28 protein-coding genes are annotated in these 25,283 nt (G+C 69.0%); 11 read left to right on the top strand and 17 right to left on the bottom strand.

Annotation, left to right across the window (positions count from 1 at the left end; translation table 11 throughout):
• Positions 1-107: 107 nt before the first annotated feature.
• Positions 108-1,223, top strand: a complete 1,116-nt coding sequence (locus ACK41C_RS09705; protein WP_409653205.1) for an Mrp/NBP35 family ATP-binding protein — start codon at positions 108-110, stop codon at positions 1,221-1,223.
• On the opposite strand, the gene ACK41C_RS09710 is transcribed toward ACK41C_RS09705, so the two are convergent.
• The 6 genes from ACK41C_RS09710 to ACK41C_RS09735 all read right to left on the bottom strand — a co-directional run bounded on the left by ACK41C_RS09710 (position 1,220) and on the right by ACK41C_RS09735 (position 8,350).
• Entirely contained in the window at positions 1,220-2,623 is a 1,404-nt protein-coding gene (locus ACK41C_RS09710; RefSeq protein WP_409653207.1) for an MFS transporter, read from the bottom strand. The two genes, ACK41C_RS09705 and ACK41C_RS09710, sit on opposite strands and share 4 nt — an antisense overlap.
• Before the next feature lie 119 nt (positions 2,624-2,742).
• On the bottom strand, positions 2,743-4,173 hold the full coding sequence (locus tag ACK41C_RS09715; RefSeq protein WP_409653209.1) for an MFS transporter: 1,431 nt from the start codon (positions 4,171-4,173) through the stop codon (positions 2,743-2,745).
• Between the two features lie 163 nt (positions 4,174-4,336).
• Positions 4,337-5,242 (bottom strand): SDR family NAD(P)-dependent oxidoreductase, encoded by a 906-nt coding sequence (locus ACK41C_RS09720; protein ID WP_409653211.1) that lies wholly within the window; start codon positions 5,240-5,242, stop codon positions 4,337-4,339.
• Positions 5,243-5,501: 259 nt separating this feature from the next.
• Positions 5,502-6,467, bottom strand: a complete 966-nt coding sequence (locus ACK41C_RS09725) for an HlyD family secretion protein (protein ID WP_409653213.1) — start codon at positions 6,465-6,467, stop codon at positions 5,502-5,504.
• A 3-nt stretch (positions 6,468-6,470) separates the two neighbouring features.
• Entirely contained in the window at positions 6,471-7,211 is a 741-nt protein-coding gene (locus ACK41C_RS09730) for an ABC transporter ATP-binding protein (RefSeq protein WP_409653215.1), read from the bottom strand.
• Positions 7,208-8,350, bottom strand: coding sequence for an ABC transporter permease (locus tag ACK41C_RS09735; protein WP_409653217.1), 1,143 nt, complete (start codon positions 8,348-8,350; stop codon positions 7,208-7,210). Before ACK41C_RS09735 ends, ACK41C_RS09730 begins: the two co-directional genes overlap by 4 nt.
• Positions 8,351-8,505: 155 nt before the next feature.
• On the opposite strand from ACK41C_RS09735, the gene ACK41C_RS09740 reads away from it, so the two are divergent.
• On the top strand, positions 8,506-10,581 hold the full coding sequence (locus ACK41C_RS09740; RefSeq protein WP_409653219.1) for a S46 family peptidase: 2,076 nt from the start codon (positions 8,506-8,508) through the stop codon (positions 10,579-10,581).
• Between the two features lie 10 nt (positions 10,582-10,591).
• On the opposite strand, the gene ACK41C_RS09745 is transcribed toward ACK41C_RS09740, so the two are convergent.
• Together ACK41C_RS09745 and ACK41C_RS09750 are read right to left on the bottom strand one after the other, a co-directional pair.
• Positions 10,592-11,020: a MarR family winged helix-turn-helix transcriptional regulator gene (locus ACK41C_RS09745; RefSeq protein ID WP_409653979.1), complete on the bottom strand. Its 429-nt coding sequence runs from the start codon at positions 11,018-11,020 to the stop codon at positions 10,592-10,594.
• A gap of 20 nt (positions 11,021-11,040) precedes the next feature.
• Positions 11,041-11,460 (bottom strand): organic hydroperoxide resistance protein, encoded by a 420-nt coding sequence (locus ACK41C_RS09750; RefSeq protein WP_409653221.1) that lies wholly within the window; start codon positions 11,458-11,460, stop codon positions 11,041-11,043.
• Between the two features lie 176 nt (positions 11,461-11,636).
• Here ACK41C_RS09750 and ACK41C_RS09755 point away from each other — a divergent pair, with 176 nt between their 5' ends.
• Together ACK41C_RS09755 and ACK41C_RS09760 are read left to right on the top strand one after the other, a co-directional pair.
• A complete protein-coding gene (locus ACK41C_RS09755; protein WP_409653222.1) occupies positions 11,637-12,914 on the top strand; it encodes a NupC/NupG family nucleoside CNT transporter in 1,278 nt (425 codons plus the stop codon).
• 10 nt (positions 12,915-12,924) lie between these two features.
• Positions 12,925-13,398: a molybdopterin-dependent oxidoreductase gene (locus ACK41C_RS09760; RefSeq protein ID WP_409653224.1), complete on the top strand. Its 474-nt coding sequence runs from the start codon at positions 12,925-12,927 to the stop codon at positions 13,396-13,398.
• A gap of 10 nt (positions 13,399-13,408) precedes the next feature.
• Here ACK41C_RS09760 and ACK41C_RS09765 read toward each other — a convergent pair whose 3' ends face one another.
• Genes ACK41C_RS09765 through ACK41C_RS09775 form a run of 3 tightly spaced genes read right to left on the bottom strand, consistent with a single transcriptional unit; the run spans position 13,409 to position 15,320 of the window.
• Positions 13,409-14,407 carry an MsnO8 family LLM class oxidoreductase gene (locus ACK41C_RS09765; protein WP_409653226.1) on the bottom strand — a complete coding sequence of 333 codons (999 nt, stop codon included), beginning with the start codon at positions 14,405-14,407 and terminating at the stop codon, positions 13,409-13,411.
• On the bottom strand, positions 14,404-14,856 hold the full coding sequence (locus ACK41C_RS09770; protein ID WP_409653228.1) for a GNAT family N-acetyltransferase: 453 nt from the start codon (positions 14,854-14,856) through the stop codon (positions 14,404-14,406). Before ACK41C_RS09770 ends, ACK41C_RS09765 begins: the two co-directional genes overlap by 4 nt.
• Positions 14,857-14,861: 5 nt before the next feature.
• Entirely contained in the window at positions 14,862-15,320 is a 459-nt protein-coding gene (locus tag ACK41C_RS09775) for a PaaI family thioesterase (protein ID WP_409653230.1), read from the bottom strand.
• Between the two features lie 176 nt (positions 15,321-15,496).
• Here ACK41C_RS09775 and ACK41C_RS09780 point away from each other — a divergent pair, with 176 nt between their 5' ends.
• From ACK41C_RS09780 to ACK41C_RS09790, 3 genes are all read left to right on the top strand, one after another.
• Entirely contained in the window at positions 15,497-16,051 is a 555-nt protein-coding gene (locus tag ACK41C_RS09780) for a hypothetical protein (protein WP_409653232.1), read from the top strand.
• Positions 16,051-17,199, top strand: a complete 1,149-nt coding sequence (locus tag ACK41C_RS09785; protein WP_409653234.1) for an acyl-CoA dehydrogenase family protein — start codon at positions 16,051-16,053, stop codon at positions 17,197-17,199. The genes ACK41C_RS09780 and ACK41C_RS09785 overlap by 1 nt, the downstream gene beginning before the upstream one ends.
• Positions 17,200-17,321: 122 nt before the next feature.
• The gene (locus ACK41C_RS09790; RefSeq protein WP_409653236.1) at positions 17,322-17,597 is read left to right on the top strand and encodes a DUF3253 domain-containing protein; all 276 of its coding nucleotides are present in this window, start codon (positions 17,322-17,324) and stop codon (positions 17,595-17,597) included.
• Here the strand turns inward: ACK41C_RS09790 and ACK41C_RS09795 are convergent.
• The gene (locus tag ACK41C_RS09795; RefSeq protein WP_409653238.1) at positions 17,594-19,051 is read right to left on the bottom strand and encodes a methyl-accepting chemotaxis protein; all 1,458 of its coding nucleotides are present in this window, start codon (positions 19,049-19,051) and stop codon (positions 17,594-17,596) included. The two genes, ACK41C_RS09790 and ACK41C_RS09795, sit on opposite strands and share 4 nt — an antisense overlap.
• A 104-nt stretch (positions 19,052-19,155) precedes the next feature.
• Here ACK41C_RS09795 and ACK41C_RS09800 point away from each other — a divergent pair, with 104 nt between their 5' ends.
• The 3 genes from ACK41C_RS09800 to ACK41C_RS09810 all read left to right on the top strand — a co-directional run bounded on the left by ACK41C_RS09800 (position 19,156) and on the right by ACK41C_RS09810 (position 21,910).
• Entirely contained in the window at positions 19,156-19,740 is a 585-nt protein-coding gene (locus ACK41C_RS09800) for a uracil-DNA glycosylase family protein (protein ID WP_409653240.1), read from the top strand.
• Positions 19,737-20,771, top strand: coding sequence for a lysophospholipase (locus tag ACK41C_RS09805; RefSeq protein WP_409653242.1), 1,035 nt, complete (start codon positions 19,737-19,739; stop codon positions 20,769-20,771). Before ACK41C_RS09800 ends, ACK41C_RS09805 begins: the two co-directional genes overlap by 4 nt.
• Positions 20,772-20,833: 62 nt before the next feature.
• Positions 20,834-21,910 (top strand): Glu/Leu/Phe/Val family dehydrogenase, encoded by a 1,077-nt coding sequence (locus ACK41C_RS09810; RefSeq protein WP_409653244.1) that lies wholly within the window; start codon positions 20,834-20,836, stop codon positions 21,908-21,910.
• An 82-nt stretch (positions 21,911-21,992) separates the two neighbouring features.
• Here ACK41C_RS09810 and ACK41C_RS09815 read toward each other — a convergent pair whose 3' ends face one another.
• The 4 genes from ACK41C_RS09815 to ACK41C_RS09830 form a co-directional block, all read right to left on the bottom strand.
• Positions 21,993-22,442, bottom strand: a complete 450-nt coding sequence (locus ACK41C_RS09815) for a hypothetical protein (RefSeq protein ID WP_409653246.1) — start codon at positions 22,440-22,442, stop codon at positions 21,993-21,995.
• 180 nt (positions 22,443-22,622) lie between these two features.
• Positions 22,623-23,090 (bottom strand): carboxymuconolactone decarboxylase family protein, encoded by a 468-nt coding sequence (locus ACK41C_RS09820; RefSeq protein ID WP_409653248.1) that lies wholly within the window; start codon positions 23,088-23,090, stop codon positions 22,623-22,625.
• 74 nt (positions 23,091-23,164) lie between these two features.
• On the bottom strand, positions 23,165-23,404 hold the full coding sequence (locus ACK41C_RS09825) for a hypothetical protein (RefSeq protein WP_409653250.1): 240 nt from the start codon (positions 23,402-23,404) through the stop codon (positions 23,165-23,167).
• A 32-nt stretch (positions 23,405-23,436) separates the two neighbouring features.
• Positions 23,437-24,765, bottom strand: a complete 1,329-nt coding sequence (locus tag ACK41C_RS09830) for an MFS transporter (protein WP_409653252.1) — start codon at positions 24,763-24,765, stop codon at positions 23,437-23,439.
• 174 nt (positions 24,766-24,939) lie between these two features.
• On the opposite strand from ACK41C_RS09830, the gene ACK41C_RS09835 reads away from it, so the two are divergent.
• Positions 24,940-25,131, top strand: coding sequence for a hypothetical protein (locus tag ACK41C_RS09835; protein WP_409653254.1), 192 nt, complete (start codon positions 24,940-24,942; stop codon positions 25,129-25,131).
• A gap of 5 nt (positions 25,132-25,136) precedes the next feature.
• Here the strand turns inward: ACK41C_RS09835 and ACK41C_RS09840 are convergent, their stop codons facing one another.
• Positions 25,137-25,283, bottom strand: coding sequence for a hypothetical protein (locus tag ACK41C_RS09840; protein ID WP_409653256.1), 147 nt, complete (start codon positions 25,281-25,283; stop codon positions 25,137-25,139).

Genomic DNA, 25,283 nt, shown 5'->3' on the forward strand with positions numbered 1-25,283 from the left:
TTTGTCTGTCGGCGCGGCCGCGTCGTGTGGCCCGAGCTGGGCTTGTAAACCGGCGCTTCCCGCCGGATATGACCCCCCGAGGCGGCCAAAGCAAGACAAAGGCGTCGATGAACACTGAAGCTCCAGACCGCGCCGCGGTGCTCGCGGCCCTCGATCGGGTCCTGGACCCGAAGTCCGGCAAGGGACTGGCGGCCGCCGGCCTGGTGCGCGGATTGGCCCTAGGTCCCGGCCGCGCCGGCTTCATGCTGGAGGTCCCGGCGAGCGAGACGGGCCAGTATGCGTCTGTGCGGAAGGCGGCCGAACAAGCCCTTGCCGCCGTGCCCGGCGTGACGCGCGCCCAGGTGGTGCTGACCAGCGAGGCGCCGGCCGCCGCCCCGCCGGCGCCGGGCGTCACCCGGGTCCGCAAGGGCGCGCGGGTGGCCGAGGATCCCCAGGCCGCGGCGGCCCCGCCCGCGGCTGCGGAACGCCCCGCCCATGTCCGCCGGGTGATCGCCGTGGCCAGCGGCAAGGGCGGGGTGGGCAAGTCCACCGTCTCGGTCAACCTGGCCGCCGCCTTCGCGCGCATGGGACTGAGGGCGGGCCTGCTGGACGCCGACGTCTATGGCCCCTCGGCGCCACGCATGCTTGGCCTGGATGGCGAGCCGGCCTTCGTCGGTGGCAAACTGCAGCCGCTGGAGGGCTGGGGACTGAAGGTGATGTCCATCGGCTTCCTGGTGGACGAAGGCGCGCCGATGATCTGGCGCGGGCCCATGGCCTCGTCGGCCGTGCGCCAGATGATCCACGACGTGGCCTGGGGCTCGGAGGCCGAGCCGCTGGACGTGCTGGTGGTCGACCTGCCGCCGGGCACCGGCGACATCCAGCTCACGCTGATCCAGAAGATGAAGCTGGACGGGGTGGTGATCGTCTCCACCCCGCAGGAGATCGCCCTGATCGACGCGCGCCGCGCCGCGGCCATGTTCTGCAAGACCGCCACCCCGATCCTGGGCGTGATCGAGAACATGGCCTGGTTCGCCGATCCTTCGAGCGGAACGAAGATCCCGATCTTCGGCGCCGGCGGGGCGCGGGCGGAAGCGGAGAAGCTGGGCGTGCCGCTCCTGGCGGAGATCCCGCTGGAGGTGGCGCTGCGCCAGGCCTGCGACGAGGGCCGCCCTCTGACCGCAAGCGCGCCCGAGAGCGCCGCCGCCCAGGCCTTCCAGGCCGCGGCGGAGGCGCTTGTAACCTAACGGGCGCCGGCGACGTCGACGCCGCTGGCGGCGGCCAGCAGGCCGCTCTCGGCCGCCAGGGCGTCGCGCTCGTCGAGCTGGCGCCGGACCTCGGCGTGGCGTTTGGCGTCCAGCTTCCAGCCGACGAAGGCCGCGCCGCCGAAAAAGACGAAGACGATCGGGGCGAAGACGTAGCAGAGCTCCAGCCCATGGATCGCCGCCGGCGTGTTGTGCGCGCCCTCCGCGGCGTTGTAGCCGACCAGGTCGAGGACGGTGAACGACACCCCCACCGTAATCGCCGCCCCGATCTTCTGGGTGGTGGTCACCAGCGCGTAGAGCAGACCCAGCCGCTCCTTGCCGGTTTCCAGCCGCACCTCGTCGGCCACGTCGGCCACCATGGCGCGGACGATCATGATGAAGGCCGAGGAGACGAAGCCCACCGACATCATGCCGGGTATGGCCAGCGCCATGGTCGCCGGCGGGATGATCATCAGAGCCGACTGGCTGACCGCATAGGCGAGCGCCGAGACGATCATGGCGCGGTGCTTGCCGATCTTCTGGGCGAGCCAGCCCCAGAACATCGCGCCCGCCAGGCCGGCGGCGATGAAGAAGATGAGCAGGACGCCGGTCTGCTGGCCCGAATAGCCGCGGGCATCGTGGAAGAAGAAGAGGTAGAGCGCCGCAGTGGTGCCGGGGCCGAGCGCCATGAACAGGTCGGCGAAGATCAGCCGCAGCATTTCGGGCCGTTTCACCAGCGCCCAATAGTCCGCAAGCGTCACCCGCTCCTTGGCGCCGGTCGGCGCTACGCGCTCGGGCGTGAACAGGGTGCAGAGAGCGAGCGTCACGGGCAGCATGACGATGCAGAACCAGCCCATGGCGTGGACCCCGCCCGCCGCGCCCCGGCCGGCGACGGCCAGGGGCATGAGCAGGATCAGCACCGCTCCGGTGACCCCCACCGCCTGGATCACGCCGTAGACGCGGCTGCGGTCGTGATAGTCGGTGGCGAGCGAGGCGCCCCAGGCGGCTTGGGACAGGGTCAGGATTGAAATGCCGATGTAGAGGACCAGCAGCCAGGCGATCAGATAGCCTTCGGTGACGCCCGGGCTGGCCATGAACAGCATGTAGACGGCCAGCATGACCACGGGCGTGCCGACGATCAGCCAGGGGCGGTAGCGCCCGATGCGCGAGCGCGTGCGGTCCATGGCCATGCCGAGCAACGGGTCGAGCGCCATGTCCATTAGCCGGACGATGGTGAAGGCCGCCCCCACCGCCGCCAGCGACAGCCCGATGTGGCCGGCGAAGAAGCGCGGAAGATAGACTCCCATCACCAGGGCGATGGCGGCGATGGGCAGCGCTGTGGATGCAAAAGACAGGACGATGGGCAGGGGAAGCCTTTGGCTCCCTGGGGGCTGAACAGCCATGAACGCCTCAAATGTTCTCCCGGGAAAGGCCGGGTCCAAAATGGAGGGGCGGCGGCGCCGCTCGGAAAAATCGACGAAACCCCCGGTATGCGGGGAAGGACTGCACTACGATTTTAGTCTCAAGCTCGACCTGACGGCGGCGTGGCGATGGCGGCCTCGGCCGTCACGCTTTCGACGATCGCGGCCTCGTCGTAGAGGGCGTCGCGCTCGTCCAGCTTGCGGCGGATCTCGGCGTGTTCGACCGCGCCGAGGCGGTAGCCGATGAAGCAGGCGCCGCCGAGCAGCACGAAGAAGATGGGGCCGATCAGATAGGCGAGCTCCAGGTTGCGGATCGCTTCGGGCGTATTGGTCGCGCCCTCCTTGGCCACATAGCCCACCGCCTCGAGCACCAGGAAGGTCAGGCCGATGGAGAAGGCGCCGGCGATCTTCGTGGTCATGGTGGTCATGGCGTAGAGCAGTCCCGAGCGCTCCTTGCCCTGCTCCAGGCGGACTTCGTCGGCCACGTCGGCGGTCATGGCCCGGGTCAGCACGTTGAAGCCGGCGGCCAGGAATCCGGCCATGAACATTGGGAAGACGGCGACCAGCATGCTTCCCTTGGGGATCGCCATCAGCGAGACCAGGATCGCCGAGTAGCCTGTGGTCGCCACCATCACCGCCCGGTGCTTGGATATCCGCATGGCCAGGCGTCCCATGGCCGGCGCCCCGGCGAAGCCAGCCAGGATGTAGATCGCCAGCAGGATGCTGGACTCACCGGTGGTGAAGCCGCGGCTGTCGGTGAAGAAGAAGAGGTAGAGGGCGCTCATCCAGCCGGGACCCAGGGCCAGGCAGATGTCGGCGGCCAGCAGCCGGGCCATGGTCGGGCGGGCGATCAAGGACCAGTAGTCCCGAAGGCGGAAGCTATGTCCGGGAACCTCCGGCGCGATCCATTCCGGCGTGCGCCAGACCACGAGGGCCACGGCGATCGGCGTCATGGCGAAAATGAACCAGCCCATGGTGGCGACGTTGCCGGCGTCCGGCGCACCCCGGGCTTCGTTGATGATCGGGATGGCGAGGACGGACGCGGCGCCTAGCACGCCGACGGCCGTCATGACCGAAAACACCCGCGAGCGGTCGTTATAGGCCGGAGCCAGCGTCGCCGCCCAGGCCGCGTGCGAAAGCGCCAGGATCGAGGTGCCGAGATACATGATCAGCACCCAGAAGATCAGGTAGCCCACCCCCACCCCATCCGGCGGGATGAACAGGAAATACATCGACGCCATCAGCACCGGCGCCCCGATCAGGGTCCAGATCCGGTATCGGCCCCACCGCGTGCGGGTCTTGTCCATGACCCAGCCCAGAAGGCCATCCACCGGAATGTCGATCATCCGGACGATGAAGAAGGCCGTGCCGACGGCGGCCAGGCTGATGCCCAGATGGCTGGCGTAATGCCGCGGCAGATAGACGGCCACCGCGATCACCACCGCCTGGATCGGCAGACTGGTGGCGGCGAAGGCGAAGACGGTGGAAAGGGGCAGGGGGCCGGAACGCGCCGCCTTCTGGGCCTGGGTCAAGTTTCATTTCTCCCGAGAGGACGGGGTCGCGCTTCTGGATCGGCGCGTTCCCGACTCCTTTCAGGTTACGCGCGATAACCTATCCCTCGGCAAGTGAAATCTCGGAAACGAAAACGGGCGGCCGCAAGGGCCGCCCGTCTGGCATGCAACGATGGATAGCCGCTCAGCCGCCGGACATCTTGCGGAAGAACTTCTGGCTCTGCTCGCCGCCGGTCTTGTAGGCTTGCTGGCCTGCGGCGTCCTCGATCTTGGCCCAGTTGTCGCGGACCTCTTCGACCGACAGGCCGCCCTCGCCCAGATAGACGCCTTCGGTCTCGTAGATGCGCGAAAGCGCGAAGGCCCCGGCGCCGGCGGTGAGGATTGCGCCGGTCGGCGCCTCTTCCGAGGCGAGATAGACCACGCCGGGCGTGACGTATTCCGGCTTCAGGCGCTCCAGCACCTGGGGCGGCATCAGGTTCTCGGTCATCCGGGTCGCGGCCACCGGGCTGATGGCGTTGATGTGGATGTTGTTCTTCTGGCCCTCGAGCTTGATGGTGTTCATGAAGCCGATGATGCCGAGCTTGGCCGCGCCGTAGTTCGACTGGCCGAAATTGCCGTACAGGCCCGAGGACGAGGTGGTGACCACGATCCGGCCGTAGTTCTGCTCGCGCATGATCTCCCAGACGGCCTTGGTGGGCTTCACCGTGCCCATCAGGTGGACGTTCAGCACCAGCTCGAAATCGGCGATGTCCATCTTGGAGAAGGACTTGTCGCGCAGAATGCCGGCGTTGGCGATCAGGATGTCGATGCGGCCCCAGGCGTCCATCGCCTGCTTGACCATGAGGGCCACGCCCGCGTCGTCGGTGACGGAAGAGCCGTTGGCGATCGCCTCGCCGCCGGCGGCCTTGATCTCGGCCACCACGGCGTCGGCCGCAGCCGACGAGCCGCCCGAGCCGTCCACCGAACCGCCCAGGTCGTTCACGACCACCTTGGCGCCGCGACGCGCCAGTTCCAGCGCGTGCTGCCGGCCCAGGCCGCCGCCCGCGCCCGTGACGATCGCCACCTTGCCGTCAAAGCGGATGTCCGCCATCGAAGTCTCCCATCCGAACGAGATTTGGAATTTCGGCCGGGTTTGTGCGGCGCGGGATAAGGCGCGTCAAGCGGAGAGGGCGGAGCGGGGCGGCGACGCGAACAGATGCTCCCCTGCTGGGAGAGCTCCCGGCGAAGCCGGGTGAGGGGGACTTTGACTCCGGCGCCGCCGACCCCCTCCGTCTCGCCGTGCTGCGTACGCCGATCCACCTCCCCCAGATCGCGCTGCGCCCTGGGGGAGGATCTGTCTTCTACAACAGTCAGCGCGCCGCCAGGGTGGTCGCCCCGTCGCGCAGGAACTTCACCAGCACCCTTTGACCCACCAGGAAGGGCGCGCCTTCGGCGCTGACCACCACCTCGACCACCCGGTCGTCGGTACGTTCGGTGGGATCGTCGGACTGCAGCTTGCGGGCGCCGAAGACGGCCGCCTGGCGCAGGACCTCGCCCTTATAGGTCTTGGCCGGATCGGATTCCGGCGAGATCTGCACCGCCTGTCCGATGGCGACGTTGGCCAGCGAGCCCTCGGCGATCTCGGCGCGGATGATGCGCGGGGCGTCCGGCTCCAGATCGAACATGGTCGAGACGTTGAGGGTCGAGGCGCCGGCGCCGGGATTGGCGTGACGCCGGGCGATGCGGCCGTCGGCCGGGGCGCGGATGGCCGTGAGCTCCAGGTTGTAGCGCGCCTCCTCCAGCGCCGCCTGGGCGGTGGCGACGGCGGCGCGCTGGGCGCGCAGGGTGGCCTCGGCTTCCCGGATCCTATCGGCGGCGGCGTCCAGCTTCTGGGCGGCCACAAAGTTGGAGCCGGCCAAGCCTTGCAGCCGCTCGTGCTCGCGGCGGGCGGTGGAGAGTTGCACCTCCGTCAGGGCGATGGCGGCCCTCGCCTGCTCTACGGCCGCCGCGGCGCGGGCGGCCGCCAGCCGCGGCTCGTCGTCCTCAAGTCTCGCCAGAACCTGGCCGCGGGTCACCCGATCGCCCTCCTGGACCAGGACCTCGCGCACGACGCCGGCGCGCCGGGCGGCCACCTGGATGATGCCGCCCTCCACATCGGCCTTGCCGTTGGCGATGGCCACATAGGGGCTCTTGGGCGCCTTGGCGGCCGCGGCCTTCTCAGCCTCGGCCTTCTTGGCCTGAGCCTGGCCGTTGACGACCATGAAACCGCCGCCGCCCACGACCAGGACGGCCAGGACGATCAGCTTGATGCGGTGGGATCTGACGAAAGCGAACATGGCTCAGGCTCCGACGAGCTCGGGTTGGCGGGCGGCCTCCGGGGCGGGCGCAGGCGCGGTGCGCCGGTCGTCCAGGATGCGGCCGTCTTCGATGTGGATGACGCGGTCGGCGTAGGCTTCCAGGCGCGGGTCGTGGGTCACGCAGATGACCGCCGCGCCGTGCTGCTTCGCCGCCCGCTGCAGAAGCTTGATGACCACCTGGCCGTTCTCGCCGTCGAGCGCGCTGGTCGGCTCGTCGGCGAAGATCAGCTGAGGGTCCTTGGCGAGGGCGCGGGCGATGGCCACCCGCTGTTTCTCGCCGCCGGAAAGCTCGGAAGGCCGCTGGTTCAGGCGCGCGCCCAGGCCGACCTCCTCCAGGGCCACGGCGGCGCGGGCCTTGGCTTCGGCGGGCGTATAGCCCTTGTACTTCAGGATGGTCGCCACCTGCTGCACGGCGGTGAGCGCCGAGAACAGGTTGAAGCCCTGGAAGATGAAGCCGCAGTGGTCCAGTCGGAAGCGGTCGATCTTGCCCGGCCGCATGGACCACAGATCCTCGCCCATGGCGTTCACCGATCCGGCGTCGGGCTTCAGGAGGCCCGAAAGAGTGGCGACCAGGGTCGACTTGCCCGATCCGGAGGGTCCCATGACCATGGTCAGGTCGCCGTGCAGGGCGTCGAAATCCACGCCTTTCAACACCTCGATGTAGGTGCGGCCGGTCTTGAACCGCTTGGTCACGCCCCGGGCGTCGATGGCTTTGCCGTTCATCGCAGCAGGTCCGCAGGCTGGCTCTTCTTCAGGATGCCCAGGGCCATCAGGCCGGAGGCGAGCGAAATGATCATCAGCAGGATGGCGACCGTGACCACCCAGCCGACGGGGAAGCCCATGGGCACGCCGCCGCTCTTGGCCAGCAGGAAGACCAGGAAGGTGAAGAGGGCGGTGGCGCCCAGCCCGACCACGCCGATCCAGAAGGCCAGCTCCAGCACGATGACCCGCAGCGACCCCATGGAAACGCCCAGCGCCCGGAGCGAGGCGAACTCCTTGATGTTGGCCAGGATCGCCCCGCGCAGGGTCTGGGAGGTGATCCCGACCCCGATCAGGAAGCCGAGGAAGACCGAGAAGCCGAGGAAGACCCCGATGATCTGCTCCTTCAGCAGGGCGCCCTGGTTGGCTTGCGCCAGCTCGGCCCGCGTCCAGGCGCGATAGGCCCCGCCGGCGTTGGCGTTGAGCTGGTCGCGCACCGTCGCCGCCCGGGTTGGGTCCTTCACACGCACCATCAGCGGCCCGGTCTTGGCGCCCTTCTGCCCCATGCCCAGCAGGCGCAGGGTGTCGCGCGACATGGTCACAGAGGCGTTGTTGATGTCCGGATAGCCGTCCAGCACGGCGCGGACCTTGACGGTCTTTCCGTTGAGGGCCGCGTGGTCGCCGACCTTGACGCCGAGGCGGGCCAGGGCGGTGCGGTCGATGGCGACCGCATAGGGCTCCATCAGCGCCAGCCGCACCTCTTCCGAATAGTCGACCGGCAGGGTCACGGCGTCGGGCCGGGTGTCGACCATGTTGATCTGGACGAAGGTGGAGACCTGCTTCTGGCCAGGCTTGGGGTCGTTGGACCAGCGGGCGCCGGCGCCGTCGAAGCTCGCCACCTCCACCACTTCGGGGTGCAGGTAGATCTGAGGCTGGATCCGCTGGGGCAGGCCCGAGGGGCCGGAATTGATCAGGCTTTCGGACTTCGCCGGCAGGATCATGATATCGGCCCGGCTGCGGTCGATGGTGGCCGTGGCCGCCTTCACGATGCCGGTGAACATGCCCACCTGGGCGAGGATCAGCAGCCCGGAAAAGGCGAGCGCGATCACCGCCGCCAGATAGCGGCGCCATTCATAGATCAGGGTGGCCAAGGCCAGCGACATAGGTTCCCTCCAGCGCCGCAAGGATGTGCGGGGGCGGGCCTCCAGGGGCCAGTTAAATCGCCGTAAGGCGGGGCGCGGCCCCTGGTCACACGTCGCGCAACTGGTTACAGGAGTTACGTTTCCGGGCGCCGCGCGCTCCTCATTAGGTTTTCGTAATGACGCACTCGAAGTCCGGCCGGGCGCTTGCGCTGGCCGCCGCCTTGGCCGTGTCCGCCGGCCCCGCCTTCGCCGACGAAGGCATGTGGACCTTCGACAACTTCCCCCTGGCCCGCGTCAACGCCGCCTACGGGCTGAAGCTCGACCAGAAGTGGCTGGACCGCGTCCAGGCCGCCTCCGTGCGGCTGACCACCGGCTGCTCGGCCTCGCTGGTCTCGCCGCAGGGTCTCGTCCTGACCAACCACCACTGCGTGGTCGAATGCGTGCAGGATCTCTCGTCCGGTCAGACCGACTATGTGAAGGACGGGTTCCTCACCGCCGGCCGGGCGGAAGAGCGCAAGTGCCCGGGCATGCAGGCCGAGGTGCTGGTCTCGATCGACGATGTGACCGACGAGATCAAGGCCGCCAGCGCCGGCAAGGCCGGCCAGGACTTCGTCCGCGCCCGCGACGCCGCCCAGGCGGCGGCGGAGTCCCGAGCCTGCGCCGGCGACGACCGCTTCCGCTGCCAGACGGTCAGCCTCTATCGCGGCGGCCAGTTCAAGCTCTACAAGTACCGCAAGTACTCCGACGTCCGGCTGGTCTTCGCGCCGGAGCTCGCCACCGCGTTCTTCGGCGGCGATCCGGACAACTTCAACTTCCCCCGCTACAACCTCGATATGGCCTTCCTTCGCCTCTACGAGGGCGAGCGGCCGGTGGCCACGCCCCAGCACCTGACCTGGGTCTCGCGCGCGCCACAGGAAGGTGAGGCGGTGTTCGTCTCCGGCAATCCCGGCTCCACCGACCGGATGCTGACCGTCGCCCAGCTGGAAACCCTGCGCGATCTCGCCATCCCCGTCGGCCAGCTTCAGCGCTCCGAGATGCGCGGTCGGCTGATCCGGTTCTCGGAGGAGAGCCCGGAGCACAAGCGCATCGCCACCGATCCGCTGTTCGGGATCGAGAACTCCTTCAAGGTCTTCTTCGGCCGGCAGTTCGCTCTGAACGACAAGGCGTTCATGGACGCCAAGCGCGCCCAGGAGGCCGAGCTGAAGGCCAAAGTCGCGGCGAATGCGTCCCTCGCCGCCGACATCGGCGATCCTTGGAGCGAGATCGCCGCCGCCCAGGCCGCCTACGCCAACCATTTCGTCGCCTGGCGCCAGCTCGAGTCCGCGGCAGGCCAATATTCGCTGCTCTACGACTACGCCCGCACCCTGGTGCGCGGCGGCGAGGAGCGGGCCAAGGTTTCCGCCGAGCGCCTGCCGGAGTTCGGCGACACGCGCCTGCCTTTGGTGGAGAAGCGGCTGTTCGACGAAAAGCCCGTCGATCCGGCCCTGGAGGAGGTCTATCTCGCCTTCTGGCTTTCGAAGACGCGGGAATACCTCACCACCGATCATCCGGCGGTGAAGACCTTGCTCGGCAAGGAGAGCCCTGAAGGCCTGGCGGCCCGCGCCGTGGCCGGCAGCAAACTCGCCGATCCGGCGGTCCGCCGCGCCCTGTGGGAAGGCGGCAAGGCGGCCATCGAGGCCTCCGACGACCCGATGATCCAGCTGGTCCTGCGCAACGACCCGGCCGCGCGCGCCGTGCGCAAGGCCTGGGAGGCGGAGGTCTCAGGCCCGACCGACGCGGCGGCCGAGCGTATCGCCCGCGCCCGCTTCGGCGTCTATGGCGATGCGGTCTATCCCGACGCCACCTTCACCCTGCGGCTGTCCTACGGGAAGGTCGAAGGCTGGAGCCATCGCGGGGTGACCGTGCCGGCGACCACCAACTTCGCCGGCCTCTACGAACGGGCGACGGGCGCCGAGCCCTACGAGCTCGCCTCGCGCTGGATCGCGGCTCAGGACAAGCTGAACCCGGAGACGGTCTACAACTTCGTCACCACCAACGACATCATCGGCGGGAATTCGGGCTCGCCGGTGCTAAACGCCCGGGGCGAGGTGCTGGGCGCGGCCTTCGACGGCAACATCCACTCGCTGGGCGGCGCCTACGGCTATGACGGGACCCTGAACCGCACGGTGGTGGTCTCCACCGCCGCGGCGACAGAGGCGCTGTCGAAGGTCTATGGCCAGACCGCCCTGGTTCGCGAGCTGACGCGGAAGTAGGGCTTCGGCCCTACTTCATCCGCCGCGCCAGGTCCTGCAACCCGGCGCGGAGGGCGGCCAGGTCTTCCAGCGGCAGGGCGAGCTTGCAGGCCAGGGCGGCGGGCACCTCCGCCGCCCTCGCCTTCAACGCCGATCCGGCCTCGGTGAGGTCAACAATCACCCGGCGCTCGTCGGCCGGATCGCGGCGGCGGGCGACCAGGCCCGCCGTCTCCATCCTTTTCAGGAGCGGGGTGAGGGTGCCGGAGTCGAGCTCCAGCGCCTCGCCCAGTTCGCCCACCGTGGCGGAACCGCGCTCCCACAGCACCAGCATGACCAGGTACTGCGGATAGGTCAGGCCCAGCGGTTCCAGCAGCGGGCGGTAGGCCCGGGTGACCAGCCCGCTCGCCGCATAGAGGGCGAAGCAGAGCTGGTTCTCCAGGCGCAGGGCCTCGTCCTGCAGGCTCTTCGATCTAACGGCGTTCATTGCGCCCTTACGGTGATCCCAACGTCGATGTTGCCGCGAACGGCGTTGGAATAGGGGCAGACCTGGTGCGCGGCCGCAACCAGGGCCTCGGCGGCGGCCTGATCCAGGCCCCTGGTCTCCGTCTCCAGCGCCACGCCCAGCTGGAACCCGCCGCCTTCGCGAGGGTGCAGCTCCACCGTGGCGGTCACGGCGGCGTCAGAAAGCGGGATCTTCTGCTGGCGGGCGATGAAGCGCACCGCATTCTCGAAACAGGCCGCGTAGCCGGCGGCGAACAGCTGTTCCGGATTGGTCGCGCCGCCAGGTCCGCCCAATTCCTTTGGTGGAGCGAGATCGACCGCGAGCAGGCCGTCGGGGGTTTCCACATGGCCGGCGCGGCCGCCGACGGCGCGGGCCCGGGTGGCGTAGAGAGCGGGCATTTGATTTTCTCCTATTAAATTGTACACAATCAAATAGGCGGCGCTGCTTTCCTCGTCAAGGGCGGCCGCTGCGTCGCCCGCGGCGCGGCGCCCGCTTGCCTCGCCCCCAGGCTCGGTATTGAAGTGCCGTTTACGAAAAGGCGGCGCGAGTCCCGCGCCGCGGGGGCCTATTTCGCATGTTCCGTCCTGAGAACGCCCAGAGCCTGGCAGGCCTGGCCTTCGTGCTTCTGGTCTGTTGGGGGCTCTCGGAGAGCCGGCGGCGGTTCCCCTGGCGGCTGGCGCTCGGCGCGCTCGGCGTGCAGGTGGGCCTGATCCTGCTGCTGTTCGGCCTGCCGGCCGCTCAAGGGGTGATCGAGGGCGTCAATCGCGGGGTGGACGGCCTCGCTGCGGCCACCGCCCAGGGCACCCAGTTCGTGTTCGGCTACATGGGCGGCGGGGAGCAACCCTATCAGGTGACCAACCAGGGGGCGCTGTTCGTCTTCGCCTTCCAGGTCCTGCCGCTGATCCTGGTCATCTCCGCCCTTTCGGCCCTGCTGTGGCACTGGAAGATCCTGAAGTGGATCACGCGCGGTTTCGGCATCCTCTTCCAGCGCACCATGGGCCTGGGGGGCGCTTCGGCCCTGGCGGTGGCGGCCAACATCTTCTTGGGCATGATCGAGAGCCCGATCGTCATCCGAGCCTATCTGGACAAGCTGACCCGCTCGGAGCTGTTCCTGATGATGGTGGTCGGGCTGGCCACCGTCGCCGGCTCGACCATGGTGGCCTACGCCACCATCCTGCGGCCGGTGCTGCCGAACGCCGCCGCCCACGTGCTGGTGGCCTCGATCATCTCCGCGCCTGCGGGCATCCTGCTCGCGCGGATCATGGTGCCGGAAAAGCCGGGGCAAGGCGGCTACTACGCCGATTACGGCTCGCTGCTGAAGTACGACTCCTCCATCGACGCCATCTCCAAGGGCACGATGGACGGCTTGTCGGTGGTGCTGAACATCTCCGCCATCCTGATCGTCTTCGTGGCCTTCGTCGCCATCGGCAACGGCCTGCTCTCCATGCTGCCGCCGGTCTATGGGGAGCCGATCACGATCGAGCGCGTCCTGGGCATGGTCTTCGCACCGCTCGCCTGGGCGCTGGGGGTGCACTGGGAAGAGGCCTCGCGGGCCGGATACCTCCTGGGCGTGAAGCTGATGCTGACCGAGTTCATCGCCTTCATCCAGCTGGGCGCCGTGCCCGCCGCGGAAATGAGCGAGCGCACGCGGATGATCCTGACCTATGCGCTCTGCGGCTTCGCCAATGTCGGCTCGGTAGGGATCACCGTCACCGGCATGGGCGTGCTGATGCCCGATCGCCGCGCCGAGATCATCGGCATGGTCTGGAAGGCGCTGGTGGCCGGCTTCCTGGCCACCTGCATGACCGCGGCCCTGGTCGGCGCCCTGCCACGCGAACTGTTCGAACGATAGGAAGGCTCCCATGCGCAAGGCCCTGTTGGCCGCCGTCCTGGCCCTGGCGCCGCTTGCGGCCGCGGCGCAGGAGGTGACGGTGGTTGGCCTCGACGGCCGCACCAAGGTGTTCACGCCGCAGGCGTTGGCGGACCTGCCGCGGGCTCAAGCGACCATTCCCCTGGGCGGCAAGGATCGGACCTACGAGGGCCCCTTGCTCGTCTACCTGCTGCGCGAGGTCGGCGCCCCGGCCGGCGCGCGCCTGCATGCCGAAGCCATGCGCAACTATGTGGCCGCCATCGGCGACGACGGGTTCCTGGCGGTCTATGCGCTCGCCGAGGTGGACAAGGACTTCCACGAAGGAACGGTGATCCTGGCCGATACGGTCGACGGCCAGAAGCTCGACGAGAAAGAAGGCCCTTACCGCACCGTGGTGGCCGGCGACCGGAAGGCGTCGCGCAGCGTCTACCGGACGATCCGGATCGAGTTGCGACGGGCGGATTGAGGCGGCCTATTCACCGGTCCTTGATCAGCTCCAGCGAGCGGATCCGAGTTTCCAGGGTGGGGCCCACCGCCATGACGAAGACTTCGTCGGCGCCGGTGTCGCGGGCTTTCTGTGCAAGGCGCCCACGCACATCCGCCGCTTCGCCGACGATGGCGCGGGCGAGCACGGCGTCCAGCAGCGGGCTGCCCGCGTGCTCGGCCAGGTATGCCTGGGCCTCCGGGATCGACGTGAACCGCCGCCGGTGGCCGGTGAGGGTGGCGAGGTTGGAGGCCCGCATGGGCGCCGCCAGGCGTTCGGCCTCCTCGGCCGTTTCGGCCGCCAGGGCGATGGTGGCCACGCCTGCCCACGGCGCGCTGCGGAACACCGAGGGTTCGAAGGCGCGTCTATAGGCGGCCACAGCCGGACCGCCCTCGGCGCGCGCGATGAACTCGGCGAACACCATACCGACGCCGGCTTGGCCCGCGAAGTCGGCGCTCTCCGGCGAGGAGGTCAGCATGAAGAGGTCCGGGTGCGAAGGACCCGCCGGATTGGCGTGGATGTCGTGGGCGGGATGCTCCGGGCCGATCGGTTCGACGCCGGCGGCGTCCAACAGCCAGGCGCTGAGCAGGGCGAAATAGTGCGGGAAGGCCTCCGAACCCGCAGAACGCAGTGCGCCGCCGGTGCGCTGATCGGCTCCCAGGGCGCGGCCCACGCCCAGGTCGATCCGCCCGGGCGCCAGGGCCTCCAGCTCCATGAACACCTCGGCCACCTTCAGCGGCGAGTAGTTCACCAGCATCACCCCGCCGGATCCCAGGCGGATGGTGTTCGTCACCTGGGTCAGGGCCGCGATCAGGATCTCCGGCGAGGGCGAGGAGAGGGTCTCTATATTGTGGTGTTCGGCCAGCCAGAAGCGATGATAGCCGAGCCGCTCGGCCGCCTTGGCCACTTCCAGGGTGTCGCGCACGGCCTGGGCCTGGCTGTCCGCACCCGAGACCGGCGATAGATCCAGAACGGAAAGGACGAAGCTCATCGCGGATGCAGCTCGATCCAGCGGCGGCGATCGACCGACAGCCGCTCGCCCGTCTCGTCCGCGTCGTAGGGGGCGAAGCCCTCACGCACATAGATGTGGCGCGCGCGGGCGTTGGCGATGCGCACGTGCAGCTTGACCGCCTCGGCCGCTGTGTCGGCGAATACCCAATCCACGGCGGCTCTGAACAGCCGCCTGCCGGTTCCCCGCCCGGGTTCGGCCACGGCGATCCGGCGCAGCAGCACCGTCGGCTGCCGGAACTCCTGCAGGATGACGAAGCCGGCCAAGGTCTCGCCTTCCCGCCAGGCCAGGTAGCGCGCGTCCGGCGAGGCGAGCTCCGCCTCGTGCTCGGCCAGCTCGAACCGGCCGACGAAGACCTCGTAACCCGGCAGGCGCTCGATCGCCATGACCGCCGGCAGGTCCTCGCGTCGCAGGGGTTCGAGCCGCGCCATTCCCGTCAGGCCCTCGGCCGCGTCTTCTTCAGCGTGGCGGAGAAGCTGAGCACCGGCTCGCCGTTCGCCGTCATCAGGCCGCGGACGAAGACCATGCTGCGGGCGTTGCGCACCACCTCGCCGGTGCATTCCACCAGCGAGCCCTCAGGGACCGCCCCCACGAACTCGCTGTTGAAGGTGGCGGTGACGCTGTGGGTGTCGGAAAGCGCATCGCGGGCGATCACGAACAGGCAATAGTCGGCGAAGGTCATCAGGGCGCCGCCGTGCATGAACCCGCCGCCGTTCATGTGCTTGCGCTCGGCGCGCATGGCGCAGACCCGGCGACCCCGCCCGTCCTCGCGATAGTAGAAGGGGCCTGCGTGCTCCTCGAAAGGATCGTTCCCATAGAGCACCCAGCCGGCCCACTCGCCGTCCTTGACGATCTCGTGCCGCCAGCCCGTAACCTGATGATCGCCGCCGTCCATGCCGCCCCCTGTTGTCTTTCCCCTCCGGAAGGCTTTTCCGCGGGGCTCTCGAACTCTAGTTTGCCGCCGGATCGCGCGCGCCGGCTGAGGCGAACTAGGCGCCGGAGAGTGTGGATGCAAGGCCGAAGCAGGTATCGGGTCGGCGGTTTCCGGACCAGCTCACCGGAGCATGGCCTGTGATTTCGGTGTTCGCCCTCCTCGCCGCGTTTGCCGTGGGGCAGGCCGAGGGTGCGAGTCCGCCGGCCGAGGCCGAGCCGCCGCCCCTGATCCGCGCCCTGCAGGCCGCCGGCCTCGATCCCCGGACCAAGCTGGAGGACGGCGCCGTGCAGGTGATGTCGGGCCAGCGCGCCGTGGTCGAGTTCGACGCCGAGAACCGCCCGACGCTTTCGGCGGTGGAGACCGGCCGCATCGACCGCGCGGCGCCGGCCGGCGCCGCCGACGTCTTCAAGGGGATACGGCCCGGGCGGTTGGCCGTGGCGCTCGACGCCGCGCCCGAAAAGCGCCAGTCGATGATGAAGATCTGGAACGCGCTCGCCCGCCCCGTCGCCTTCGAGGCGGAGATCGTCGCCCTGCGGGGCGGCCAGCTGATGCGCAAGCGGCTGGCGGTCTGTCCGATCGCCGCGGGCGGCGCGGCTTTCGAAACCTGGCCCGATCCGATCATTGCGGTCGTGGCCTCCGGCTTCTACGAACCCTCGGCCGATGCGCCGGCCTGCAAAGACGAGAATGACTGATGGCCCTCGACCTCGAGACCCGCGAACAGCTGATCGACACCGTCCGCCGGTTCGTCTCCGAACGCCTGCGCCCGCTTGAGGCCAAGGTCGCCGAGGATGACGCCATTCCCGACGACGTGCTGGCGGAGATGCGGGAACTGGGTCTCTATGGCCTCTCGATCCCGGGAGAATATGGCGGCCTAGACCTCTCGATGGAGGAGGAGTGCCTGGTGGCCGTCGAGCTCGGCCGCACCAGCCCGGCCTTCCGCTCGGCCTTCGGCACCAATGTCGGCATCGGCAGCCAGGGCCTGGTGATGTTCGGGACGCCTGAGCAGAAGGCCAAGTACCTGCCCGGCATCGCCACCGGCGAGATCATCACCTCCTTCGCCCTTACCGAACCGGAGGCGGGCTCCGACAGCGCCAATGTCCAGACCCGCGCCGTGCGCGATGGCGATCATTACGTGCTGAACGGCTCCAAGCGGTTCATCACCAACGCCAACAAGGCCCACCTCTTCACCGTCATGGCCCGCACCGATCCGTCCAAGCCCGGCGGCGGCGGGGTGTCGGCCTTCCTGGTGGAGCGGGACCTTCCCGGTCTCTCGGTGGGGAAACCTGAGAAGAAGATGGGCCAGCAGGGCGCCCACATCTGCGACGTGATCTTCGACAACGTCCGGGTGCCGGCGGAGAACCGCCTGGGCGCCGAGGGCGAAGGCTTCAAGGTGGCCATGCAGGTGCTGGACCGCGGCCGTCTGCACATCTCCGCCGTCTGCGTCGGCGTGGCCGAACGGCTGATCGCCGACAGCGTGGCCTATGCCTCCGAGCGCAAGCAGTTCGGCCAGGCGATCAGCCAGTTCCAGCTGGTCCAGGGGATGATCGCCGACTCCAAGACCGAGTCCCTCGCCGCCAAGGCGCTGACGATGGAGACGGCGCGCAAGCGCGACGCGGGCCAGAGCGTCACCATGGAAGCCGCCGCCGCCAAGTACTTCGCCTCGGAGATGGTCGGCCGGGTGGCGGACCGGGCGGTGCAGATCTTCGGCGGCTCCGGCTATGTGGCCGACCACGGGATCGAGCGCTTCTACCGCGACGTCCGTATCTTCCGGATCTACGAAGGCACCAGCCAGGTCCAGCAGGTGGTCATCGCGCGGGAGACGCTGAAGCGGGGCGGATGACCTTGCCCTCGCCCTGGATCGCGGCTGGCCGCTTCTCACCGCCGACCGGCCCTGGGCCGATCTTGGCCTTCCGATCGAGTTGCGGTTCATCCGCTGAGTAAGAATACGAGGATCCTCCGCGCATGAGCGTCGATATGGAAACCGTGATCCTGGACGTGCTGGGCGCACTGCCGCCGGGCAAGTCCGCCTCCTCGGAAGAGGTGGCGCGCGCCGCCGACAATGAGAACTGGCGCCGGCTGACAGGGCATGTCCGCGCCACGGCCATCGGCCTCGCCCGTCAGGGGCGGATCGTCATCACCCGCCACGGCAAGCCGGCCGATCCCAACAGCTTCAAGGGCGTCTACCGGTTGCGCCTGCCCTTGCCGGGGGAACAGGCGCCCGCCGCCGACCGGGGCTAGACGGCCCGCAGGTTCGGTGCAGCCGAGGCCAGGCGGGCCTGGGCCGCGTGGACAGGATTTCCCTCGCCCTTGGCCAGCCGGAACTGGGCGACGCGCTTGGCCAGCTCGGCCGCTTCCCGCGTCAGGGCTTGAGTGGCGGCGGTGGCCTCCTCGACCATGGCCGCATTCTGCTGGGTGAATTCGTCCATCTGGGTGACGGCGGTGTTCACCTGGGCCAGGCCCACCGACTGCTCGGCGGCCGAGGCGGCGATCTCCGCCACCAGGGCCGAAACCTCGCCGACCTTGCCGACGATGCCGGACAGCGCCTCGCCGGCCTGACCCACCAGCTCCACGCCGCGATCCACCTGGCGGCTGGAATCGGCGATCAGTTCGCGAATCTCCTGGGCGGCCGAGGACGACCGTTGGGCCAGCGCCCGCACCTCGGAGGCGACGACGGCGAACCCCTTGCCGGACTCGCCGGCGCGGGCGGCTTCCACGCCGGCGTTGAGCGCCAGCAGGTTGGTCTGGAAGGCGATCTCGTCGATCACGCCGATGATCTGGCCGATGCGGCCGGCGGAATTGGCGATCTCGCCCATGGCCTGGACGGCGTGGTCCACCACCGCGCCGCTGCGCTCGGCCTCGCCCCGGGCGGCGGCGGCCGTGGCGTCGGCCTGATTGGCGCCCTGGGCGGTGCGCTTCACCCCAGCCGTGATTTCATCCAGCGCTGCGGCGGTCTCTTCCAGACTGGCCGCCTGCTGCTCGGTGCGGCGTGAGAGGTCGTCGGCCGCATGCGCGATCTCGCCCGAGCCGGAGCGGATTTCCTGGGCCGCCGCGGCGATCGAGCCGACCACCGCCGCCAGCCGCCCGACCGCGGCGTTGAAGTCTTCCCGAAGTTGGGCGTATTCGGCCGCCACCTCCGCCTCCAGGCGGGCCGAAAGGTCGCCGTCGGCCAGTTTGGAAAGTTCCCGGGCCATGGCCTCCACCACCCGCTTCTGGTCACGGCCGGCGGCCTCGAACGCGGCCTCGGTCTCCTTCAGCCGCCGGTCGACCTCCTGGTGCATCGCCTGGGCCTCGGCCTCCAGCCGCGCACGGGCCAGGCCGTTTTCGCGGAAGACCGCCATGCTGCGGGCCATCTCGCCGATCTCGTCCTGGCGGTCGGCCCCGGGAATCTCGACCTCGTAGTCGGCCGCGGCCAGCCGTCGCATCGCCGCCGACATGCGGCCCAGCGCCCCGACGATCAGGCCCTCGAAATAGAGGACGCCGACGACCACGCCCACCACCATGGCGGCTCCGACGCCCAGATTGATCCGCATGGCCAGACCCAGCATGGCCGTGGCCTCTCCCGCACCCTGCGCGCCTCCCAGCCGGCTCTCGACCAGCCAGAGCAGGGCCGCGTTCAGCCCGGCCACGCCCAGCACGCAGACCAGGCCCGCCAGCCACGACGCCCGCATCCGGGCCTTGATGGTTTTCAGCATCGAAACTCCGCCCACACACGCAACCCCAGCCTCTGCTAATTCGTGTGGGTCCTGCGCGAATTGATCTTGGTCATTTGGGCGACTGATTCGCCTATATCCCGCCCATGGAGCTCTCCGCCCTTCTCGCCGAGATCGCCGCCTGCCGCGCCTGCGCGGGCGAACTGCCGCACGAGCCGCGGCCGGTGGTCATGGTGCGTCCTGAGACCCGCCTCCTCATCTGCGGCCAGGCGCCCGGCCGCCGCGTGCACGAAAGCGGACTGCCGTTCACCGACGCCTCGGGGGATCGGCTGCGCGACTGGATGGGCGTCGACGCCGACGTCTTCTATGGCCGGCCGGAGATCGGTGTGGCCGCCATGGCCTTCTGTTTTCCCGGCACGAACCCCAGGGGCGGCGATTATCCCCCGCCGCCGCGGTGCGCGGCTCTGTGGCGGCCCCGCCTGCTGGCCGCCCTGCCGAAGGTCGAACTGACCTTGCTGGTGGGAAGCCACGCCCAGGCTTGGGCGCTGGGTTCCGTCGCACGGAGAGGAATGACAGAAACCGTGCGCGCCTGGCGCGACCACGCGCCCGCCGTCTTGCCTCTGCCGCATCCCTCCTGGCGCAACACCGGCTGGCTGAAACGCAACCCGTGGTTCGAGTCGGAAGTTACGCCCTATCTTCGCCGAAGGGTTTTGGAAATCCTGTCGCCGTGAGACTGCTCGCCGTCCTCGCCGCCGTTTTCATGCTGGGCGCCTGCACCCCATTGCAGGTGCAGCAGGCCGGCGCGCCGCCAATCGGCTTCCAGGGCCCGCGGATCGAGGGCGACGCCTTCATCTCCTTCGACGGGGCGAGGCTCGGCCTCACCCGCTGGGAGGCCGAGGGCGAGCCCAAGGCGGTGATTGTCGCCGCCCACGGCATGAACGACTACGCCAACGCATTCCATCTGGCCGCGCCCTGGTGGGCGAGCCGGGGGGTGACCACCTACGCCTACGACCAGCGCGGCTTCGGCCGCTCGCCCAACCGCGGGCTCTGGGGCGGCGAGCTGATGATCGAGGATCTGAGGATCCTCACCGCGGTGGTCCGCAACCGCCATCCGGAAGCGCCCGTGGTCGTGCTGGGCGAGAGCATGGGCGGGGCGGTGGCCATCGCCGCCTTCGCTTCCGACCGTCCGCCCCCGGCCGATCGCCTGGTGCTGCTGGCCCCGGCGGTCTGGGGCTGGTCGAACCAGCCCTTGCCCTACCGGACGATGCTCTGGTTCGCGGCCAACTTCACGGGATCGAAGATCTATACGCCGCCCCGGTGGCTGACCCGGCGCGTGTCTCCCACCGACAACCGGGAAGAGCTGATCGCCATGGGCCGTGACCCGCTGATGGTCTGGGGCGCGCGCTCCGACGCCCTCTACGGCCTGGTCGGGCTGATGGAGCGCGGCTGGCGCGAGATCGACGGCGTTTCCGTGCCGGTTCTCTACCTCTACGGCGCCAACGACCAGATCATTCCGGAGACGCCGACGCAGCAGGCGGCCGCGCGGCTGAAACCCACCGACCGCTCGGCCTATTACGAAAACGGCTGGCATCTTCTGACGCGCGACCTGCAAGGGCCGGTGGTCTGGGCCGACGTGCTGAGCTTCGTGCTCGATCCCAGAAAGCCCCTGCCTTCCGGCGCGCCGCCGATCCCCGGCGCGCCGACGCCGGCCAACGCGCCGCGCGCCGCCGAGATGGACGTCGACCGGCGCGCGGGGTTGTGATCGAGGGCCCAGGGGCGTAGAGCCAGGGGCGCAAGTTTCCAGTCAAGGGCGATGATTGCGGCATGACCTTGTTCGATTCCTCGGCTTTTGAGGCGCACGAAGGCGTCCATTCCTTCTTCGACGAAAGAAGCGGCCTCAAGTGCATTGTCGCCGTGCATTCCACGGCCCGGGGACCGGCGGCGGGGGGCTGCCGCATGTGGCCCTATGCTTCGGCCGAACTGGCGCTGGAGGACGCCCTGCGGCTCTCGCGGGCCATGTCCTACAAGAACGCCATGGCCGACCTCGATCTTGGCGGCGGCAAGGCGGTGATCATCGGCGACAGCCGCAAGGACAAGACGCCGGCCCTGTTCGAGGCCTTCGGCCGGGCGGTCGAGACCCTGGGCGGCCGCTATTGGACCGCCGAGGACGTCGGCGTCTCGCCGGCCGACCTCACCCACGCCCGCAAGCAGACCCGCTTCGTGGCGGGGCTTGAGGGCCACGCCGCCGCCTCGGGCGATCCCTCGCCGGTGACGGCCGAGGGGGTGTTCCGTGGTGTGAAGCTGTGCGTCGCCCGGGCGCTCGGCCGCGACCTCGCCGGCGTCACCGTCGCCATCCAGGGCGTCGGCCATGTCGGGGCCTATCTCGCCGAGAAACTGCACGCCGCCGGCGCCAGGCTCGTCATCGCCGACGTGAACGAACAGGCCGTGGCCGAGGTCGCCCGCCGCACCGGCGCCCAGGTGGTCTCGCCCGGCGCCATCTTCGACGTGGAGGCCGACGTCTTCGCCCCCTGCGCCCTGGGCGGCGCGGTCAACGCCACGACGCTTTCGCGGATCACCGCCAAGGTGATCGCCGGCGGCGCCAACAACCAGCTGGCCGACGCCGAGGCCGGCCGCCAGCTCTTCGACCGCGGCGTTCTCTACGCTCCCGACTATGTCATCAACGGCGGCGGCATCATCAATGTGGCCGGCGAGATCCGGGCGCTGGAACGGGACGAGGCCTTTGACCCGGCCTGGGTGGAGGCCAAGCTCGCCCGCTTGACCCAGACCCTGGAGGAGGTCCTCGACCGCGCCGCGGCCGAGAACCGCCCCACCCACGAGGTCGCCAACGAAATCGCCAAGGCCCGCATCGCCGCCGCGGCGGCGGAGAGGCTGGCGGCCTAGGGCCGGCTCGGTTGGAATTTCGATCTCGATTTTCTCGTTGATGACCGCGAAGGCGGCGATCAACACTAGGCGACTGTGTCGATCATCTGCCGGATCTGCGGCTAGCCAACATGCCTATGCAGAAGACAAGACAGACGATTGGAGCGACGACCTGGTAGAAAAGGCCATAGATTGCTCCAAGTGAGCCTTGGTTTTGAATTCGAGCGTCGCCGGACCACCAGGTGTGAAGAGACGACACCAGGGCCCAGTTCAGTCCCATGATCAGTATCAGCAATATCGGCCACGCCACGGCGCCCAATAGGCTCCCGACGGAAGTTGCGCGGCGCATGAATGCCCAAACGAGCCACACATAGGCCAGGGGCATTCCGATGGTGACGAGCAGGGCAAGGTCCCACCCCGAGGCGAAGGCAAAAAACTGCGCCGCGAACGCGGCCAGCAGCGCAATTGCGCCGCCTCGGTAAGGAAGCAGCCGCGCCGTGCCCTGCCAGGCTCTCGCTGTTGCGTCCATCGCGTGAGGAATCGGACGGGTCATAAGCGTCTGTTCGAGACTCGGGCGCGTATGGCGCCAACAGGCCGCGATAATTGCATGCTCCGAAGCGTTCGGCGACGTATCGATCCCGGACATCGCCCGCAGATGGCGCGGTAGGTTTCGGACACATCGCCGATTTGCTTCGATTGGCTTTGCCCTGGGCGGCCGGTCAGTCCGCTAAAGTTAAGCCGCCGCCTTGGCTGCCGACCAGGCCTTCGGGTGCTGCGAGCGGAAGCCGACGGCCAGGCGGTTCCAGACGTTGATGGCGCCGATCAGCATGGTCAGCTTCACGGCCTCGGCCTCGTCGAACGCCTCGCGCATCGCCTCGTAATCGGCGTCCGGCGCGCCGGTCTGGGCGACCAGGGTCAGCGCCTCGGTCCAGGCCAGCGCCGCGCGCTCGCGCGGCGTGTATAGCGAGGATTCCCGCCAGGCGGCCAGCAGGTGCAGGCGCTCCTCGCTCTCGCCGGCGCGGCGGGCGTCCTGGGTGTGCATGTGAAGGCAGAAGGCGCAGCCGTTGATCTGCGAGGCCCGGGTCTTCACCAGCTCGATCAGGCTGTGCTCCAGCCCCGACGAGGCCACAGCCTCCTCCAGGCCGAGCATGGCCTTGATGACTTCGGGCGCGGCGGCGTAGGGGTTGAGGCGGGCGGTCATGCGGAACTCCACGGCAAGGCGACGCCGAAACGGGCGACGCTGCAAGGACGGTCCGATGCGGTCGTTTGTGACGTTCAGAGAAGCCGCGGCAGGACGAAAAGCGCCAGAAGGCCGAGCGCGACGGCCAGCAGGATCAGGCCCGCATGCCGCCGGCCGCCCAATATGCCCTGCCGGCTGGCCGCGGCGCGGGCGCGCGCCGCGCGCTGGGCTGCGGCCTTGGCTTCGGCGGCTCGGGCTTCGGCTGCCTTGCGGTGGCGCCGCAGGTCGACGACCTCGGCCTCTCGCTCGGGCTTTTCGGAGGTTTCGGGCTTCACGGGTTTTCGTCTAGCACGCCGTCGTCCCGCGTCTAGCGCCCCTTGGTCCGCGGCTCCTTCACAAGCGCGATCAGCACCGTCAGGGCGGCCAGCAGGAAGGCGACCGAGAGCGAGAACAGCCAGCCGTAGCCCAGGCTGGCCGAAATCAGGCCGCCCGCCAGCGGCCCGGCCGCCGCCATGATCCCCTCGGCCGTGGCGGAGAAGGCGATGCGCATCGGCATCTCGTCGCGGTGCCCGAACTCCAGGATCATCGTGCCTGCGCTCATCATGTAGCCGGACTGGGAGGCCCCGAGACCCGCGAAGGCGGCGGCGATCAGAAGGAGATCGTGTGCGTTGACCAACAGCACGGTCGAGGCGATCCAGATGATCAGCGAGATCAGCATGATGAGCCGGAAACCCGTGCGATCGCCCATATAACCCCAGAGCAGGTTCGAAACCGTATCGGCGCCCAGGAAGGCGAGCGAAAGCAGGCCGAGGTTGGCGCCGGTCAGCTCGATCGTCGAGGCGGCGAAGATGATGTAGAACGGCACCGCCATCCGCCCGGCGATGGCCAGCATCTGCACCACCATGAAGAACAGGAAGTCCCGGTCGGCCACCAGGCCGGGGAAGTCCTTGAACCGGTCGCGCAGCCGCGACTGCGCCCGCCGGGTCGGCGGATCGGGCTCGATCATCAGGAGCCGCAGCGCCGTCAGCCCGAGGCTGGTGAGGACGAAGGCGAACAGGAAGGTGGTCGAATAGCCGTTGCCGAACAGGTTGGCGTCGATGAAGTAGCGCCCGGCCAGATAGGCCAGGCCTGCGGCGATCACCCCGCCTGTGGCGTTGCGCCAGGCCTGAAGCCGCCCGCGCCGGCTGATCGGGATCACCTTGGCCAGCAGCATGGAGAACACTACCCGCTGGGCGCCCATGAACAGGCCGAACAGGAACATGAAGCCGAGAATGGCGACGATCCGGCTCTGGCCCGCCAGGAACCAGCCGGCCAGGGCCATGCCGATGATCTGCAACCGCGCCAGGCCGCCCATCCAGAGGGCCGCCGGCATCACCTTCGCCCGGTGCTCGATCTGATTGGCGCCGACGATGGGACTGATCACCCCGCCCAGCTGTTGCAGGGCCAGGCCGAGGCCGACGACAGTATTGGATCCCGACAGCAGGTGCAGATAGGCCGGTAGGAAGGTAGGGGCGTTGATCAGGCGAAAGCCGGTCATGCCCAGCATGCCGTGCAGATAGTGCCCGGCGTAATTGCGTTTCAGATTGTCCCAGACGAACCTTTCGTAAGCGGCTTCCTTTTCCGCCAGCGTCGGTTCTGGGGCTTGGGCGCCGGGCGCGGATTCCGCCTGGCCTTCTTCTTCAAATCTTGCGTCCAACCTGCGCCGCCCGCACGGGCCGAACCTATGCCGCGCAGGCGCTCCCTAATGGGTTTAATTCAATGATCTCGGTCTAGCAGAGTCCCCGCCGCGCGCCAGCGCAAAGCACGCGGGAACCCTTCGCGAGGTTCGGGAGTCCTCGAAAGCGTAAGGCAGCGTAGGGAGATCGCACCGATGGACTATCGTCTGGTGATCCTGGGTTCCGGCGGCGAGCCGGCCCATGTCGAAGAATGGGCCTGCGCCTCGGACGTCGAGGCGGCCGAACGCGCCTCGCGCCACCGCACGCCGTACGGCGCCGAGCTCTGGCGCGGCGAGCATCGCATCGGCGCCTATGCGGGCGCCCTGGCGCCCGCTGAGCCCGGCTGAAACGCCTAATGCCCTGGCCGCGGTTGGAAGGAGCGGCGCTCGGAGAGCTTGGTTGCGGCCTTGTCGGCCTTCCGGCCGTGCTGCGGCTTGGGGCAGGCCTTCGGGATGGAGAACCCCGCGGAGGGGTCCTGCTGCTGGAACCCGTGGGTCAT

Origin of the sequence: Phenylobacterium sp., from assembly GCF_046290725.1 — a bacterium.
Lineage (GTDB): Bacteria > Pseudomonadota > Alphaproteobacteria > Caulobacterales > Caulobacteraceae > Phenylobacterium.

Excerpts from the sequence above, each read along its gene's own strand:
- ACK41C_RS09705 (WP_409653205.1), top strand. The coding sequence starts at position 108 with ATGAACACTGAAGCTCCAGACCGCGCCGCGGTGCTCGCGGCCCTCGAT.
- ACK41C_RS09710 (WP_409653207.1), bottom strand. The coding sequence starts at position 2,623 with ATGGCTGTTCAGCCCCCAGGGAGCCAAAGGCTTCCCCTGCCCATCGTC.
- ACK41C_RS09720 (WP_409653211.1), bottom strand. The coding sequence starts at position 5,242 with ATGGCGGACATCCGCTTTGACGGCAAGGTGGCGATCGTCACGGGCGCG.
- ACK41C_RS09725 (WP_409653213.1), bottom strand. The coding sequence starts at position 6,467 with ATGTTCGCTTTCGTCAGATCCCACCGCATCAAGCTGATCGTCCTGGCC.
- ACK41C_RS09730 (WP_409653215.1), bottom strand. The coding sequence starts at position 7,211 with ATGAACGGCAAAGCCATCGACGCCCGGGGCGTGACCAAGCGGTTCAAG.
- ACK41C_RS09735 (WP_409653217.1), bottom strand. The coding sequence starts at position 8,350 with ATGTCGCTGGCCTTGGCCACCCTGATCTATGAATGGCGCCGCTATCTG.
- ACK41C_RS09740 (WP_409653219.1), top strand. The coding sequence starts at position 8,506 with ATGACGCACTCGAAGTCCGGCCGGGCGCTTGCGCTGGCCGCCGCCTTG.
- ACK41C_RS09750 (WP_409653221.1), bottom strand. The coding sequence starts at position 11,460 with ATGCCCGCTCTCTACGCCACCCGGGCCCGCGCCGTCGGCGGCCGCGCC.
- ACK41C_RS09755 (WP_409653222.1), top strand. The coding sequence starts at position 11,637 with ATGTTCCGTCCTGAGAACGCCCAGAGCCTGGCAGGCCTGGCCTTCGTG.
- ACK41C_RS09760 (WP_409653224.1), top strand. The coding sequence starts at position 12,925 with ATGCGCAAGGCCCTGTTGGCCGCCGTCCTGGCCCTGGCGCCGCTTGCG.
- ACK41C_RS09765 (WP_409653226.1), bottom strand. The coding sequence starts at position 14,407 with ATGAGCTTCGTCCTTTCCGTTCTGGATCTATCGCCGGTCTCGGGTGCG.
- ACK41C_RS09770 (WP_409653228.1), bottom strand. The coding sequence starts at position 14,856 with ATGGCGCGGCTCGAACCCCTGCGACGCGAGGACCTGCCGGCGGTCATG.
- ACK41C_RS09775 (WP_409653230.1), bottom strand. The coding sequence starts at position 15,320 with ATGGACGGCGGCGATCATCAGGTTACGGGCTGGCGGCACGAGATCGTC.
- ACK41C_RS09785 (WP_409653234.1), top strand. The coding sequence starts at position 16,051 with ATGGCCCTCGACCTCGAGACCCGCGAACAGCTGATCGACACCGTCCGC.
- ACK41C_RS09790 (WP_409653236.1), top strand. The coding sequence starts at position 17,322 with ATGAGCGTCGATATGGAAACCGTGATCCTGGACGTGCTGGGCGCACTG.
- ACK41C_RS09795 (WP_409653238.1), bottom strand. The coding sequence starts at position 19,051 with ATGCTGAAAACCATCAAGGCCCGGATGCGGGCGTCGTGGCTGGCGGGC.
- ACK41C_RS09800 (WP_409653240.1), top strand. The coding sequence starts at position 19,156 with ATGGAGCTCTCCGCCCTTCTCGCCGAGATCGCCGCCTGCCGCGCCTGC.
- ACK41C_RS09810 (WP_409653244.1), top strand. The coding sequence starts at position 20,834 with ATGACCTTGTTCGATTCCTCGGCTTTTGAGGCGCACGAAGGCGTCCAT.
- ACK41C_RS09815 (WP_409653246.1), bottom strand. The coding sequence starts at position 22,442 with ATGACCCGTCCGATTCCTCACGCGATGGACGCAACAGCGAGAGCCTGG.
- ACK41C_RS09820 (WP_409653248.1), bottom strand. The coding sequence starts at position 23,090 with ATGACCGCCCGCCTCAACCCCTACGCCGCCGCGCCCGAAGTCATCAAG.
- ACK41C_RS09835 (WP_409653254.1), top strand. The coding sequence starts at position 24,940 with ATGGACTATCGTCTGGTGATCCTGGGTTCCGGCGGCGAGCCGGCCCAT.
- ACK41C_RS09840 (WP_409653256.1), bottom strand. The coding sequence starts at position 25,283 with ATGACCCACGGGTTCCAGCAGCAGGACCCCTCCGCGGGGTTCTCCATC.